The organism is Demequina sp. TMPB413 (assembly GCF_020447105.2).
In the GTDB taxonomy this organism is placed as follows: domain Bacteria; phylum Actinomycetota; class Actinomycetes; order Actinomycetales; family Demequinaceae; genus Demequina.
The window spans coordinates 2,356,354-2,370,403 of sequence record NZ_CP096184.1 but is presented as its reverse complement, the minus strand read 5'-3'; the positions used below and the strand labels follow the sequence as shown (position 1 = coordinate 2,370,403).

12 protein-coding genes are annotated in these 14,050 nt (G+C 66.0%); 8 read left to right on the top strand and 4 right to left on the bottom strand.

Annotation, left to right across the window (positions count from 1 at the left end; translation table 11 throughout):
- Nucleotides 1–3 precede the first annotated feature (3 nt).
- Nucleotides 4–864, bottom strand: a complete 861-nt coding sequence (gene rfbD / locus LGT36_RS11420; protein ID WP_226096754.1) for a dTDP-4-dehydrorhamnose reductase — start codon at nucleotides 862–864, stop codon at nucleotides 4–6.
- Between the two features lie 75 nt (nucleotides 865–939).
- On the opposite strand from rfbD, the gene LGT36_RS11415 reads away from it, so the two are divergent.
- Complete coding sequence (locus tag LGT36_RS11415; protein WP_226096755.1) at nucleotides 940–1,569, top strand: dTDP-4-dehydrorhamnose 3,5-epimerase family protein; 630 nt, start codon at nucleotides 940–942, stop codon at nucleotides 1,567–1,569.
- Between the two features lie 42 nt (nucleotides 1,570–1,611).
- A complete protein-coding gene (gene rfbB, locus LGT36_RS11410; RefSeq protein ID WP_226096756.1) occupies nucleotides 1,612–2,604 on the top strand; it encodes a dTDP-glucose 4,6-dehydratase in 993 nt (330 codons plus the stop codon).
- A gap of 189 nt (nucleotides 2,605–2,793) precedes the next feature.
- Here the strand turns inward: rfbB and LGT36_RS11405 are convergent, their stop codons facing one another.
- Entirely contained in the window at nucleotides 2,794–4,008 is a 1,215-nt protein-coding gene (locus LGT36_RS11405) for a glycosyltransferase (protein ID WP_226096757.1), read from the bottom strand.
- A 13-nt stretch (nucleotides 4,009–4,021) separates the two neighbouring features.
- On the opposite strand from LGT36_RS11405, the gene LGT36_RS11400 reads away from it, so the two are divergent.
- Both LGT36_RS11400 and LGT36_RS11395 read left to right on the top strand, forming a co-directional pair.
- Nucleotides 4,022–4,909 carry an NAD-dependent epimerase/dehydratase family protein gene (locus tag LGT36_RS11400; RefSeq protein ID WP_226264579.1) on the top strand — a complete coding sequence of 296 codons (888 nt, stop codon included), beginning with the start codon at nucleotides 4,022–4,024 and terminating at the stop codon, nucleotides 4,907–4,909.
- A gap of 11 nt (nucleotides 4,910–4,920) precedes the next feature.
- Nucleotides 4,921–5,844 carry a lysylphosphatidylglycerol synthase domain-containing protein gene (locus tag LGT36_RS11395; protein WP_226096759.1) on the top strand — a complete coding sequence of 308 codons (924 nt, stop codon included), beginning with the start codon at nucleotides 4,921–4,923 and terminating at the stop codon, nucleotides 5,842–5,844.
- Here the strand turns inward: LGT36_RS11395 and LGT36_RS11390 are convergent.
- Nucleotides 5,753–6,760 carry a glycosyltransferase family 2 protein gene (locus tag LGT36_RS11390; RefSeq protein WP_226096760.1) on the bottom strand — a complete coding sequence of 336 codons (1,008 nt, stop codon included), beginning with the start codon at nucleotides 6,758–6,760 and terminating at the stop codon, nucleotides 5,753–5,755. The two genes, LGT36_RS11395 and LGT36_RS11390, sit on opposite strands and share 92 nt — an antisense overlap.
- Nucleotides 6,761–6,819: 59 nt before the next feature.
- On the bottom strand, nucleotides 6,820–7,080 hold the full coding sequence (locus tag LGT36_RS11385) for a hypothetical protein (protein ID WP_226096761.1): 261 nt from the start codon (nucleotides 7,078–7,080) through the stop codon (nucleotides 6,820–6,822).
- 204 nt (nucleotides 7,081–7,284) lie between these two features.
- On the opposite strand from LGT36_RS11385, the gene LGT36_RS11380 reads away from it, so the two are divergent.
- The 4 genes from LGT36_RS11380 (at nucleotide 7,285) to gcvT (ending at nucleotide 14,016) form a co-directional block, all read left to right on the top strand.
- Nucleotides 7,285–9,474, top strand: coding sequence for a bifunctional UDP-sugar hydrolase/5'-nucleotidase (locus LGT36_RS11380; RefSeq protein WP_226096762.1), 2,190 nt, complete (start codon nucleotides 7,285–7,287; stop codon nucleotides 9,472–9,474).
- A 140-nt stretch (nucleotides 9,475–9,614) separates the two neighbouring features.
- On the top strand, nucleotides 9,615–9,788 hold the full coding sequence (locus LGT36_RS11375) for a DUF1508 domain-containing protein (RefSeq protein ID WP_226096763.1): 174 nt from the start codon (nucleotides 9,615–9,617) through the stop codon (nucleotides 9,786–9,788).
- A gap of 138 nt (nucleotides 9,789–9,926) precedes the next feature.
- On the top strand, nucleotides 9,927–12,767 hold the full coding sequence (gcvP, locus tag LGT36_RS11370) for an aminomethyl-transferring glycine dehydrogenase (RefSeq protein ID WP_226264578.1): 2,841 nt from the start codon (nucleotides 9,927–9,929) through the stop codon (nucleotides 12,765–12,767).
- 46 nt (nucleotides 12,768–12,813) lie between these two features.
- On the top strand, nucleotides 12,814–14,016 hold the full coding sequence (gcvT, locus tag LGT36_RS11365) for a glycine cleavage system aminomethyltransferase GcvT (protein WP_226095239.1): 1,203 nt from the start codon (nucleotides 12,814–12,816) through the stop codon (nucleotides 14,014–14,016).
- Nucleotides 14,017–14,050 lie beyond the last annotated feature (34 nt).

Below are 14,050 nucleotides of genomic sequence, written 5' to 3'. Positions count from 1 at the left end.
CCGCTAGGCCAGAACCTCGTCGGCCGCAACCGCCCAGCGCTCACGCCAGTTCCCGATGCCTTCGATCCCGAGTGCCTCGTGGGCGTCGTGGCCTAGCACCGACCATGCGGGCCGCGGCGCCGGCCGCTGGTATGCGGAGGAGTCGGTGGGAGAGACGATGTCGCCAAGCCCAGCCGACGCCGCGATCTCTTTGGCGAAGTCGTACCAGGAGCACTGTCCGTCAGAGGTGGCGTGATACGTACCGGCCGGGGCGTTGGCCTCGAGCAGGCGAATCATGAAGGCGGCCACATCGCGGGTCCAGGTGGGCTGCCCCATTTGGTCGTCCACTACTGACAGGGCTCCCCGTTCGCGGCCGGCCTTGGCGATGGTCTTGGGGAAGCAAGGCCCGCCGCGTCCGTAGAGCCAGGCGGTGCGCAGGATGAGGGCGTCGGCGCCGGAAGCGCGAACCTCGTTCTCACCCTCCGCCTTGGTGCGCCCGTAGGCGGAGGCAGGGTTCATCGTCGCGTCTTCTGCGTACGGAGTCGCCGCGTCCCCTGCAAAAACGTAGTCGGTGCTGATGTGGATCATCCGTGCTCCGGCGGTAGCGGCAGCGCGCGCAATGTTGGCAGGCCCTGTCGCGTTCACTGCGAGCGCGAGGTCCTCTTGCTCCTCCGCAGCGTCGACCGCAGTGAAGGCCGCGCAATTGATGATGAGGTCCGTACCGGCAACCGCTGCTGCCACTGCCTCTGCGTCGAGGATGTCCAGTTCATCGCGATCGGTGAGCGTTACGTCGGCCGCTCCCGCGTGGCCGAGCGCCTCGACCACATCGGTCGCGAGCATCCCGTGGGCACCGGTGATGAGAATGCGGGTCTGGGAGAGGTTCACGCAGTCAAGGCTAGTCGCTGACCGACAGCCTGGCGGTGGCGTGGCCGTTAGGCTGTTGCGGGCAAGGGAGGCGCCATGGAGTACAGGGAACTGAGCATCGCGGGTGCGTGGGAAATCACCACCCGCCACTTTGGCGACGACCGCGGTCTGTTCCTCGAGGTGTTCAAGGACGCCCCCTTCGCTGCTGAGGTCGGGCATGACTTTTCTTTGGCGCAGGTCAATCTGTCAGTGTCGGCCGCAGGCGTGTTGCGCGGTATCCACTTCGCCGACGTGCCTCCAGGACAGGCAAAGTATGTGACGTGCGCCAAGGGCGCGGTGCTCGACGTGGTGGTAGACATCCGAGTCGGCTCTCCCACGTACGGCCAATGGGACTCCGTGCTGCTCGACGACGTCGACCGCCGGGGCGTGTACATCTCGGAGGGCCTTGGCCACGCGTTCATGTCGCTTGAGGACGGCTCGACCGTCATGTACTTGTGCTCTACTCCCTACGCGCCTGGCCGCGAGCATGAGGTGAACCCGCTCGATCCCGCCATCGGCATCGAGTGGCCAAGCGTGGGCCGCCACGGCGCTCCGTTGACGCCGCAGCTGTCGCCCAAGGACGAGGCGGCCCCCACGCTTGAGGTGGCCCGCGACGCTGGTTTGCTTCCCACGGCCGACGCCGTTGCGGGCTTCGTCGCTTCACTCACGGGCGACGCGGACGCATAGGATTCTGGGGACCCCGCGAACGCGGGGGCGAGGAAGGCTGTCATGAAGGCTCTTGTCACCGGCGGCGCCGGCTTTATTGGCTCCAACTTTGTGCGGTTGACGCTCGAGGAGCGTCCCGACGTGGAGATGACGGTGCTCGACGCCCTCACCTACGCCGGCAACGAGGCCTCGCTCCCCGATGATGAGCGGGTCACCTTGGTCAAGGGCGACATCGCCGAGCCTGAACTGGTCCATGACCTGGTGGCGGAGCACGATCTGGTAGTCCACTTCGCGGCAGAGAGTCACAACGACAACTCGCTCGACAACCCGTGGCCATTTGTGCAGACCAACATCATCGGCACCTATCAACTGCTCGAGGCGGTGCGCCGCCACGGCAAGAAGTTGCACCACGTCTCGACCGACGAGGTCTATGGCGACCTCGAGTTGGACGACCCTGCCAAGTTCACGGCGGAAACGCCCTACAACCCGTCCTCTCCATACTCGTCCTCAAAGGCCGCCTCGGATCTGTTGGTACGCGCCTGGGTCAGGTCCTTCAAGGTCGAGGCGACCATCTCCAACTGCTCCAACAACTACGGGCCAGCGCAGCACGTGGAGAAGTTCATTCCCCGCCAGATCACGAACGTGCTCGACGGGATTCGCCCCAAGTTGTATGGCAAGGGCGAGAACGTGCGCGACTGGATTCACGTGGACGACCACAACCGCGCCGTCTGGACCATCATCGACAAGGGTCGCGCTGGCGAGACGTACCTCATTGGCGCCGACGGCGAGATGGACAACAAGTCCGTCATCGAGATGATCCTCGAGCAGATGGGCCAAGACGCCGACGCATACGACCACGTCAGCGACCGCCCCGGTCATGACATGCGTTACGCGATCGACTCGACCAAGCTGCGCGAGGAGCTGGGCTGGGAGCCGGTCTACAAGGACTTCGCCGCCGGCCTCGCCGCCACGATCGCCTGGTACCGCGACAACGAGCCGTGGTGGCGCGCCAAGAAGCTCGAGACTGAGATGAAGTACGAGCGCCTGGGGCGCTAGGCGTTCCGGGCGCCATGGGCGCGACCGCGTCCAGCCCTCTTGCGGACCGTCTCTGACACAGCGCGACCCGCCACGCCGGCGTGTCACGTCAGAAACGCCGCACCATGGCTCCGGTGAGTGTCAGGGACGGTACGGCGCCGCGCTCCACGGAGCTCTCGAGACTGAGATGAAGTACGAGCGCTTGGGGCGCTAACCCTCCTCGGCCGACGCTCGGCGTGACGCTGCCTCTTCGAGCAGCGCCGCATACGCGTCGGCGACCGCCGACACGTCGAAGCGCAGTGCTCGGTCCGCCGCCGCGAGACCCATTGCCACGGTGGCGTCGCGATCCCCGATGAGTCGCGCGAGCGCCTCGGTGAGCGCCCCCGCATCGCCGGTGGGGACCACGAGTCCAGAGACGCCCGGCTCCACGGACTCCGCGAGCCCAGGGAGGTCGGACACCACCACGGCGCAACCCGACGCCATCGCCTCGAGCAGAGCAACGGGGAGTCCGTCCTGGTCTCCGCTCGCCGCGCGCACGGAAGGGAACACTGCGATGTCCGCCTCGGCGTCGGCCCTCGTGAGCTGCTCGCGGGTCAGTTGTCCGGCGAAGGTCACGGGAAGCCCAGCGGCAGCACGCTCGAGAGTTGCCCGCTGGGGCCCGTCACCCACGATCGTCAGGTGCCACCCCTCGCCGCCGACGTCGGCGAGAGACTGAAGCAACAGATGAAAGCCCTTCTTCTCCACCAGTCTGCCCACGGCGAGAAGGCGCACCGACCCATCGGCGGTGCGGTCGGCACGTCCGGCCGCGGCATCGGCGAACTGCGCGACTTGGGCGCCCATGGGCAGCACGTGGGTGGTGGCCGGGTCGGCTCCCAGAGCGATGGCGCGAGAGCGCATGTCGGCACTCATCACGGTGACCACGCTCGCGTGGCGCAGCACGGAGCGCTTGAGTGCGCGCGAAATTGGGTCGTTGAGTGCGTAGAGGTCGCCCCCAAGTGTGGTGACCATGAGCGGAATCCTTGGAGCCGCGACGCGCGCGACGAGCCCTTGAGGGATGATCCAGTGCGCGTGAATGACATCGGGACGACGATGACGCAGTTCGCGCCTGACGCCCCGCCATTGGGCGGCGACGAGGAACGGAAGTTGAATCAACCGGGACTTGCGGGATCGCACGTTCTCAAGGATGGCGCCGTGAGCGACGTCTTCCCAGCGCCGCGGAAAGTAGCGGTAACGGGAGACGGTGATGCCGTCGGCCGCCTCTTCAGACGGCCCGCCAGGTACGGCAGGCACCAGCAGGTGCGGGGCGAAACGGTCTGCGAGCCCGACGGCAAGGTCCCTCACAAACGACGGCGTCCCGTCGCCGTTGTGCGCAGGGTACGTCGATGCCAACACCAGCAAGGGCCGGTCGCTGTGGTGCGAGGTCATAGGCTTATCCACTGTGAGTAGCGGCGGGGAGCACCCAGTGTACGAGGTGGCTGTGGTGGGCTCCGCTGGCTTCCTGGGCGGCGCGATCTGCGAAGTCTTCGCCGCGGCAGGCGTCACCGCACGCGGCTTTACCCTCGACGACCCGCTGGTGAACGGCGGTCTCCTCAACCCCGAGGCGCTCTCTGTGCGCACGGTGGTGTGGTGCGCCTCCCGCATCAATCCCAGGCTTGCCGTCGAGCAACCCGCGTTGATCGATGCGGACAAGCGCGATATCGATCAAGCGCTGCACCTCTTCGCCGATGCCGGTATGAGCCCGCGTCTCGTGAGCTTCTCGTCGGGAGGCACGCTCTACGGCCCCCCGTCCACCCCGCCGTTCGCAGAGGGTGACGCCGTGCACCCGGTGAATGCCTACGGCGAGGCGAAGTACGAGATCGAGAACCACCTCGCGCAATCGGGCCTCGACACTGTCACACTGCGCGTGGCCAACGCCTACGGGCCTGGGCAGCGCCCCGCGCCTGGCCAAGGAGTGCTCGCCCATTGGATGGAGGCGGTATTGGGCGGTAGCGAGGTGCATCTCTACGGAGATCCGGATGCGACGCGCGACTATGTGTACGTCGACGACATCGCACGCGCTGCACTTGCCGCTCACCGCGCTGACTCGGCGCCGCCCATCGTCAACATCGGCTCCGGGGTGCCCACCACGCTTGACGAGCTGCTGGAGGTATTGAGGCCCGTGGTCGCGCCGCACGCCTTGCGCGTGGTGCGGCATGAGGCACGGGCGACTGACGCCGCGCACTCGACGCTCGATGTGTCGCTCGCGGCCGACGCTCTTGGCTGGCGGCCACTCATGTCACTTGCCGAGGGAGTGGAACGCATGTGGGCGTGGCGAGCCGGATCGTGAGGACCGTGCTCGTGAATCGCGGATCCCTCCTGCGCTGGGTTCTGTTCGCAATCGCCGTCGCGCTGCTGGCTTGGGCTGTGACGTCCCAATGGTCGGACGTCTCGTCGGCTGTGGCCCAGATGGGATGGCGGCCGCTCGCGCTCGCGACTCTCGCCGCCGTGGCCGCGCTCGGATTCAACACCATGTCGTGGCGCGCTGTCATGAGGTCCGTCGGGCTTGAGGCCGCATGGCCTGAGACGGCCGCTGTCTTCTTGGTATCGCAGGCCGGCAAGTACGTCCCCGGCGCCGTGTGGCCGGTGCTGGCGCAGGCCGAATTCGCGCGTGCCCATGGGGTGTCGCGGGCGCGGGCAATGACGGGATCGCTGGTCGCGATGGCCGTCGGCGTCGTCACTGCCGGCGTTGTGGGCGCCGCGGGGCTCGTGTGGTGGGCGCCTGGCGCGGTCGCGGACTACTGGTGGGCGCTCGTCCTCGTTGCCGCGCTTGCGGCACTGCTGGTGCCGGCCGTGCTGACTCGTGCGCTCGGTCTTGCTCTCAAGGTGCTCCGCCGGGACGCCGCCCCGCCGAGCATCGGCACCAAGGCCCTGCTCGCGTCGGCCGCATGGTCCGTCGGCAACTGGGTCGCGCTCGGCGTGCAAGCCTGGATCTTGCTCGACGCCTTGACTGCCGACAATGAGGCGCTCTGGCCGCTCGCTACCGGCGCCTTCGCGCTCGCGTGGCTCGTGGGGTTCTTGGCGGTGTTTGCGCCGGCGGGCTTGGTCGTGCGAGAAGGGGCGCTCGTGGTGCTGCTCGGCGCCGTCGCGACCGAGCCTGAGGCGCTCGCTCTCGCGCTCCTCAGCCGTTTCGCTATGACGCTTGCCGACGCCGTTGGTCTTGCGGGCGGAGTGCTCGCGCGGCGGTGGCGGCGGGCTGAGCAGGACCGTACTGCTGCTCCTTGAGCCGGTATAGCTGATCCTCGCCAAGAATGCGGTTGGTCTTGGCCAGGTCGGACAAGACGCCGAGTGCGAGCGAGAGGCCAGCGCCGATGATCAGTAGCGTGCCAAGGATGAGCGACTGGAAGTGGTTGCCCTGGTCTCCTTGGCTCAGCAGGATCGCGTAGCGCACGAACGGGATCAAGCCGAGCAGCCCGAACAGCAAGGTGAGACCCGCGAAGACCGCCCATGGCTTGAACATGATGTACGAGCGCAGGATCGCCTGGCCGGAGCGCAGCATGTGCTCGAACATGTTGGAGAACAGGCGCGACTCCCGCGTCTTGGCGTTCGTGTCGATCTCGACAGACGTGATCGCCAGGCTCTTGTTCCCGGCCTGGATGATGGTCTCCATCGTGTAACTGAACTGCGTCACCACGTTGAGCTTGTACAACGAGTAGCGCGAGTACGCGCGGAAACCGGAAGCAGCGTCGGGCAACTCAGTGCCGGCGGCCTGATTGACCACCCACGAGCCGAAACGCTGCATCGTCTTCTTGAACAGCGAGAAGTGGCTGATGGTGTGCGTCTGGCGGTCGCCGATCACGATGTCGGCGGTGCCGTCCAGGATGGGTTGGACCAGGTCGCCGATGCGCTCTTGCGGATACTGGTTGTCGCCATCCGTGTTGACCACGATGTCCGCGCCGTGGGACAGGGCATAGTCGACACCGTCTCGGAAGGACCGTGCCAGCCCCATGCGGCGGGTGTGCGAAATGATGTGGTGGACGTCGTTCTCGCGTGCGACCTCCACGGTGCGGTCGTCAGAGCCGTCGTCAATAACTAAGATCTCGAGCTCGTCGATGCCTGGCAGCGTGCGCGGAATGGTGCTCAGCACTGAAGCGAGCGTCGCCTCTTCATTGAGGCAAGGGATTTGTACGATGAGTTTCACGGCGGCCTTTCTCCGGCTACCAGGGTAGTCGAGCGCACGCCGATGGGCGTGTCGGGGGTTCAGCGCCCGATCAGGCGCCGCGTGAGGCCGGCCGCGAGGGCAAGCGCAATGCCGCCGAAGGTGCCTGCGACGGCCGCCGCTGCCAGGGCGCTGTCGGCAAGCGTGGGGGCGAGGTCTTCCGCCCACAGCGACTTGCCCAGGTAGCCGCCGAGCGCACCCGCAACCAGGTTGAGGAGCCAGCCGCCGTCAACAAGGCGGTGAACCTTGGCCGCCCCGCACCCCGAGATGGCGCCTAGCGCCACCGCCACCAAGGTTTCCATGCCTGAACGGTAGTCGGCCCGCTGCGTCGGCGTTGGCGACGCGCCAGGTGTCGGGCCAGGTGTCGGGCCAATGACACGGCGGTGAGCATTCGGTGACTGATCGCGCTTCCCGTGGCACAAAGCGGGCGACCGGGCTACGGTCAACAGTACGCACAACCTGCGCGAAAACCCCATAACCCGTAAACCATGCGAAAGGGTACTCACGTGACCTCAATCATGACTGCTCAACGGAGAGCGATCGTCATCGTCGCGGCGCTCGCCGTGGCGTTGAGCTTCACGGCGACGCCAGCGGGCGCCGTCGTCGAAGAACCGGACCCCACGACGGTGCAGATTCTGGGCATCAACGACTTCCACGGGCGCATCCTGCCCGACTCGTTTTCTGGGAACGCCGGCGCGGCCGTTCTCGCGGGCGCCGTCGATCAGCTCGAGACGGAATACCCCAACACCGTTTTCGCGGCTGCTGGCGATCTGATCGGCGCCTCAACCTTCGAGAGCTTCGTTGCAGACGACAAGCCCACCATCGACGCCCTGAATGCCATGGGTCTCGACGTATCGGCCGTCGGCAACCACGAGTTTGACAAGGGCTTTGCCGACCTGACCGAGCGCGTCATGGCACCGTACGACCCAGCGACCAACCCCTATGGGGGCGCGACCTGGCAGTACCTCGGAGCGAACGTCCGCTACGTCGACACCGGAGACCCGGCGCTTCCTGAGACCTGGACGGTCAGCTACGGAGACGTCGAGGTGGGCTTCATCGGTGCCGTCACGGACGAGACGCCATCACTGGTCTCGCCGGACGGGGTGGCCGAACTTGCCTTCGAGAAGGAGTACGTCGCGGCCAACAGGTCTGCTGACGCGCTCGTCGCTGCAGGCGCAGACCTGATCGTGCTCTTGGTCCACGAAGGCGCGCCCACCACGGCGTACGCCGATGCCGTCGACCCGTCGAACGACTTCGGCGAGATGATCACCAACCTGTCTCCTGACATCGACGCCGTGATCTCCGGTCACACGCACCTTGCCTACGACCACCGCGTGCCGGTTGCCGAATGGGCCGCAGAGGGCCGCGCGGTCACGGAGCGCCCCGTCGTCTCCGCTGGGCAGTATGGGATGGCGCTCAACAAGTTGCTCTTCACGGTCGACGCCGACGGCAACGTCACAGGTCTCGACACGAGCGTGATCGATCTGTACGAGGCCTTCCCTACCAACGCGGAGGTGCAGGCGATTGTCGACGACGCAGTGGCCGAGGCCGACGTTCTTGGCTCGGTGGTACTGGGGCAGATCGAAGAGCCCTTGTACAGGGCACGCACGGCCACCGGCGCGCCTGGCTCGTCTCGCGGCGGCGAATCGACGCTCGGCAATGCCGTGGCAAACATTCAGTTGTGGGCTACCGAGGAATTGGGGGCGCAGATTGCGCTCATGAATCCCGGTGGCTTGCGAGCCGACATGCTGGGGACAGCTGCGGGCGACCCTGCGCTGTACCCCTCGGATATCACCTTCGCTCAGGCGGCCTCCGTCCAGCCCTTTGCCAACACCTTGGTGACGATGGACCTGACGGGTGCGCAGCTCGCCCAGGTGCTTGAGGAGCAGTGGCAGCCAGAGGGATCATCGCGGCCGTTCTTGAGGTTGGGAACGTCCACCGGTTTCACGTATACCTATGACCCGGCTGCTGCGGCAGGTAGTCGCATCCTGGAGATGCGCCTCGACGGCGAGCCGATTGCCGATGACCAGGTGGTGAAGGTCGTGGTCAACTCCTTCTTGGCAGCGGGCGGCGACAACTTCGCCACCTTGGCGGAGGGCACCAACCGCGCCGACTCTGGCCGCGTTGACCTGACGGCCCAAGTGGAGTACCTCGAGGCGAACGGCGTACTTCCCGCCGACTTCAGCCAGCACGCGGTCGGCGTGAGCGGCCTCGAGGACCTCACCTTCACTCAAGGAGACGAGGTCACCTTCGACCTCAGCTCCTTGATGATGACTGGCCCGACGGACCCTGTTGACCAGACGGTCACCGTCGCGCTCGGTGGCAAGACGGTTGGCACCTTCGACGTGACAAACGAGTTGCCTACCGACGTGTACGACGAGCACGGCACGGCATCGGTTGCCTTCACGGTGCCGAAGTCGGTCAAGGGCGACACGACGCTCACGATCACCGGCGACACGACCGGGACGGTCGTGACGTTCGACGTCACCGTCGAGAAGAAGTCCAACCCAGGCAATGGTCATGGACCCGGCAATGGCAACGGTCATGGCGGAGGCCACGGCAACGGTCACGGCTGGGGCCACTGGTTCGGTCACGGCTGGGGCAACGGGTTCACCCCGTACTACCCAGGCGGTGGCTGGAACTGGCGCTTCCCCGTGTGGTTCGGCGGCTTCTTCGGCTTCGGCTTCGGCCGCTAGCGCTGCTCGACACTCCAGCGGCACTCCCGGTGCTCGGGTCACGTGGTGGCCCGGGCATCGGGAAACCCCTGGTCAACGGCGACTTTCGCTCCTAGGATGGCTCCTGCAAGGCACCACACCGGATGCAAAGGAGCACTGGAGTGCACTTCGAAATCTATAAGGACAAAGCGGGCGAGTTCCGCTTTCGTATCAAGGCCTCGAACGGCAACACTCTTGCCTCAAGCGAGGGCTACAAGGCAAAGGCCTCAGCGGTCAGCGCCATCGACCGCATCAAGTCGGACGCCCTCGGCGCCCAGACGGTCGACAACTCTTAGGTTTCCACCCAACGGCGCCCTTCCCTACAGGGAGGGGCGCCGTTGTTGCGCCCGCCGCCGTTGCCGGGTAGTTGTCTTCTGAGCGCCGCGCGGGCAGTCACCTATCGCCACTCGCGCCAGTAGGACAGAATGGGCGATGTGACAACCTTCGCCGACCGCCACATTGGACCAGAGGACGAGTCTGTCCACCGCATGCTTGAAGCGGTCGGCTACCCGTCGCTCGATGCGCTCATTGATGAAGCGGTGCCCGAGTCGATTCGCCAAGACGACGTGCTCGTGCTGCCGCCTGCGCTCACCGAGGGTGAGGCCCTCGCCGCTCTCGAGCGTTTCGCGCACGACAACGTGCAAGCGGTGCAGATGATCGGCCAGGGGTATTACGACACCGTCACTCCAGCGGTCATTCGGCGGGGGATTCTCTCGAATCCTGCGTGGTACACCGCCTACACGCCGTATCAAGCGGAGATTTCCCAGGGCCGCCTCGAGGCGATGCTCAACTTCCAGACGATGGTGTCCGACCTCACGGCGCTGCCGTACGCAAACGCTTCACTCCTCGACGAGGCCACGGCGGTGGGCGAGGCGGTGCTGATGATGCAGCGCGCCGGAGGGAACACCGGTGCCGTCGTCCTTGACGCCGAGTGCTTCCCACAGACCTTGGAGGTCGCGCTGGCTCAAGCGAGTGCGCTGGGAATCGACGTCAGGGTCGAAACCATCTCGGAGGAGTGGAAGCCCGCCGCTGACGTGACCGGGGTGGTGATTCAGAACCCTGGAATGTCGGGCGCCCTTCGGGATCTCCGACCGCTCATCGAACGCGCTCACGCTGCAGGCGCACTCGTCACCGTCGCTTGCGACATCTTGTCACTCACCATCGTGACGCCCCCTGGAGAGATGGGAGCGGACATCGCGGTGGGCTCGGCCCAGCGTTTCGGAGTGCCGCTGTTCTATGGCGGGCCTCACGCGGCGTTCATTGCCGTCCGCGAAGGCCTTGAGCGCCAGCTGCCTGGTCGCCTCGTTGGCGTGTCCGTCGATGCGGTTGGCAACCCGGCATACCGGCTGACGCTGCAAACACGCGAGCAGCACATCAGGCGTGACAAGGCGACCTCCAACATTTGCACTGCGCAGGCGCTCCTCGCCGTCGTCGCGTCGATGTACGCGGTCTACCACGGGCCCGACGGCTTGCGGGATATCGCGATGGAGGTCCACTCCCGAGCCGTGACGTTGTACGACGCCCTGACGGCCGTCGGCTTCCAGCCAATGCACGAGGCCTTCTTTGACACCATCACCGTGAGCGTTCCTCACGGTGCCGATTCGGTCGTGGCCCGTGCAGCAGCTGCGGGGATCAACATCCGAAAGGTGGATGACGACAGGGTCGCGATTGCTTGCGATGAGAAGACGGAGTTGGAGACGCTCGACAAGCTCGTCGAGGCGGTCATCGCGACCAAGCGCCACCCCGTCTACACGGCACCTCGCGTGGCGATTCCTCGCGGGATGCGTCGCACGTCCGAGTACCTGACCCACCCCGTGTTCACGGCGCAACGATCAGAAGCGGCCCTTACCCGCTACATGCGCAGGCTTGCCGACAGGGATCTTGCGCTTGATCGCACCATGATTCCGCTCGGCTCGTGCACGATGAAACTCAACGCCGCCGCAGAGATGGAACCGATTCTGTGGCCAGGTTTCGCGAACATTCACCCCTTCGCGCCAGCGAACCAGACCGCCGGGTATCGGCACATGATCGAGCAGCTCGAGGACTGGTTGGCCGAGATCACCGGCTATGCGGCGGTGTCGGTCCAACCGAACGCCGGTTCGCGCGGGGAGTACGCGGGGTTGCTGGCGATCAGAAACTTCCACCTCAGTCGCGGCGAGATTGAGCGAGACATCTGCCTCATCCCCGACTCGGCTCACGGTACTAATGCCGCCTCTGCGGTGCTGGCGGGCTTCCGCGTGGTCGTGGTGAGGACCGCAGCCGACGGCGAGATTGACATGGCCGACCTCACGGCAAAACTGACCGCCAATAGTCCCAAGATCGCGGCCATCATGATCACCTATCCGTCGACGCACGGCGTCTACGAACCGCACGTCAAAGACGTGTGCGCTGCCGTTCACGACGCCGGCGGCCAGGTGTATATCGATGGCGCCAACCTCAATGCTCTCGTGGGGCTCGCCAAGCCGGGTCACTTTGGCGGAGACGTTTCCCACCTCAACCTGCACAAGACGTTCGCCATCCCGCACGGCGGCGGAGGCCCCGGCGTCGGCCCGGTTGCCGTCGCGGAGCACCTGGTCGAGTTCTTGCCGGCTGTGCGCCAGTCGATTCAGCGTCCGCGAGACCTTCGACGGGCAGGGGCGGCTGTCAGCGCCGCGCCGTATGGCTCGGCAGGGGTCCTTCCCATCGCCTGGGCCTACATCGCCATGCTGGGCGGGGACGGCTTGAGGCAGACCACTCAGATGGCGGTGCTCGCCGCCAACTACGTGGCGGTCAGGCTTGATCCGTACTTCCCCGTGTTGTACCGCGGACCAGGCGGCCTCGTGGCGCACGAGTGCATCCTTGACCTGCGCGAGCTCACGAAGACCACAGGTGTCACCGCTGAGGACGTGGCAAAGCGACTGATCGACTACGGGATTCACGCTCCCACGATGTCCTGGCCGGTCGCTGGGACGCTCATGGTTGAGCCGACGGAATCGGAGGACCTCACCGAGCTTGATCGCTTTGTCGATGCGATGATTTCCATTCGGGGCGAGATCGATGCGGTGGCAAGCGGCGAGGTCTCCGCAGACGACTCTGTGCTGAGGCATGCACCGCATACCGCGGAGGCGCTCGCGGCCGACGAGTGGGTCGCCGCTTACTCTCGCGAGACGGCAGCCTTCCCTGTTCCTGGCCTTCGTCGCGACAAGTACTTCTCGCCCGTCAGGCGCATCGACAACGCGTACGGCGATCGCAACCTGGTCTGCACGTGCCCGCCAGTAGAGCACTTCGAAGACTAGGTCTCGCGGTGCCCATGACGCGTGCCGAGCCGTCTACGCTGGCGCTATGAACCGCTCTCCGCTGCACCACGAGCACGTCGCGCTCGGCGCGAGCATGATCGAGTTTGCTGGCTGGGAGATGCCGGTGCGATACGCGGGAGACGTTGCCGAACACCAGGCAGTCCGCAGAGCCGCTGGCCTCTTCGACATTAGCCACATGGGTCAAGTTGCTGTGCGTGGCGGTGAGGCCGCTGCGGCACTCGACGAAGCGGTCGTGTCGGGCATGGCCCGTCTCGCGATCGGGCGAGCGAAGTACACGATGCTTTGCATGCCTGACGGGGGCATCATCGACGACCTGATCGTGTACAGGCGAGACTGGGACCACTTCATCATCGTTGCCAACGCCGCCAACGTCGGCGTCGTCGTCTCCGAACTGCGGGAGCGTTGCAGCACGTTCGAAGCGGTGGTGGAGGACGTCACCCACCTGGTGTCGCTGCAGGCCGTCCAAGGGCCGAGGGCCATGGAGATCGTCACCCAGATGTGCGCGCTTGGCGCCGAGGACGTGCGCGCCCTCAAGAACTACACGTGGTGCACGGTCCTGCTCCACGGCGATATCCACGCGATGGTGGCGCGCACTGGTTACACGGGCGAAGACGGTTTCGAACTTTTTGTCATGCCACAAGATGCCGTGGAGGTGTGGCGCCTCGCGCTCGCCACTGGCTCTCCGTTCGGCCTCATCCCTTGCGGCCTGTCTGCCCGTGACACGCTGCGCCTCGAGGCAGGCATGCCGCTGTACGGACAGGAACTCACGCGGTCGACCACGCCGTACACGGCGGGCCTCGGCTGGGTCGTGCAAACCGCTCCGGCACGAGAGCTCAGGAGGCCAGGGCTCGACGGCGCGGTGGGCTTCACCGAAGAACCTGTCGAACGAGGGGATTTCGTGGGGCGCAAGGCGCTGGCTGCCGCCAAACAACGGCACGACGAGTGGGCGAGCGATCCCGCGCTGGCCCCCGCCGATGCGAGGGTGTTGGTGGGCCTCGTTGGGGACTCGCGGCGAGCGGCAAGGCCCGGCTACGCAGTGATGATGGACGACCGCGAGGTGGGGGTTGTGACGTCGGGAGCGCCTTCTCCTACCCTGTCGGCGCCCATTGCGATGGCCCTGGTGCACCCCTCAGCGTCGGCAGTGGGCACTGCTGTCCAGATCGATGTGCGTGGTCGACGCGAAACCATGACCGTGAGCGCGCTACCGTTCTACTCACGGGCCTCGTAGCGAGGCGTCGCCCGCATTCCCTTGACGAAAGGCT

What these genes read in the sequence shown, in the direction of transcription:
- LGT36_RS11405 (WP_226096757.1), bottom strand. Translation starts at nt 4,008, where the DNA reads ATGACCTCGCACCACAGCGACCGGCCCTTGCTGGTGTTGGCATCGACG.
- LGT36_RS11415 (WP_226096755.1), top strand. Translation starts at nt 940, where the DNA reads ATGGAGTACAGGGAACTGAGCATCGCGGGTGCGTGGGAAATCACCACC.
- LGT36_RS11385 (WP_226096761.1), bottom strand. Translation starts at nt 7,080, where the DNA reads ATGGAAACCTTGGTGGCGGTGGCGCTAGGCGCCATCTCGGGGTGCGGG.
- rfbB (WP_226096756.1), top strand. Translation starts at nt 1,612, where the DNA reads ATGAAGGCTCTTGTCACCGGCGGCGCCGGCTTTATTGGCTCCAACTTT.
- gcvT (WP_226095239.1), top strand. Translation starts at nt 12,814, where the DNA reads ATGAACCGCTCTCCGCTGCACCACGAGCACGTCGCGCTCGGCGCGAGC.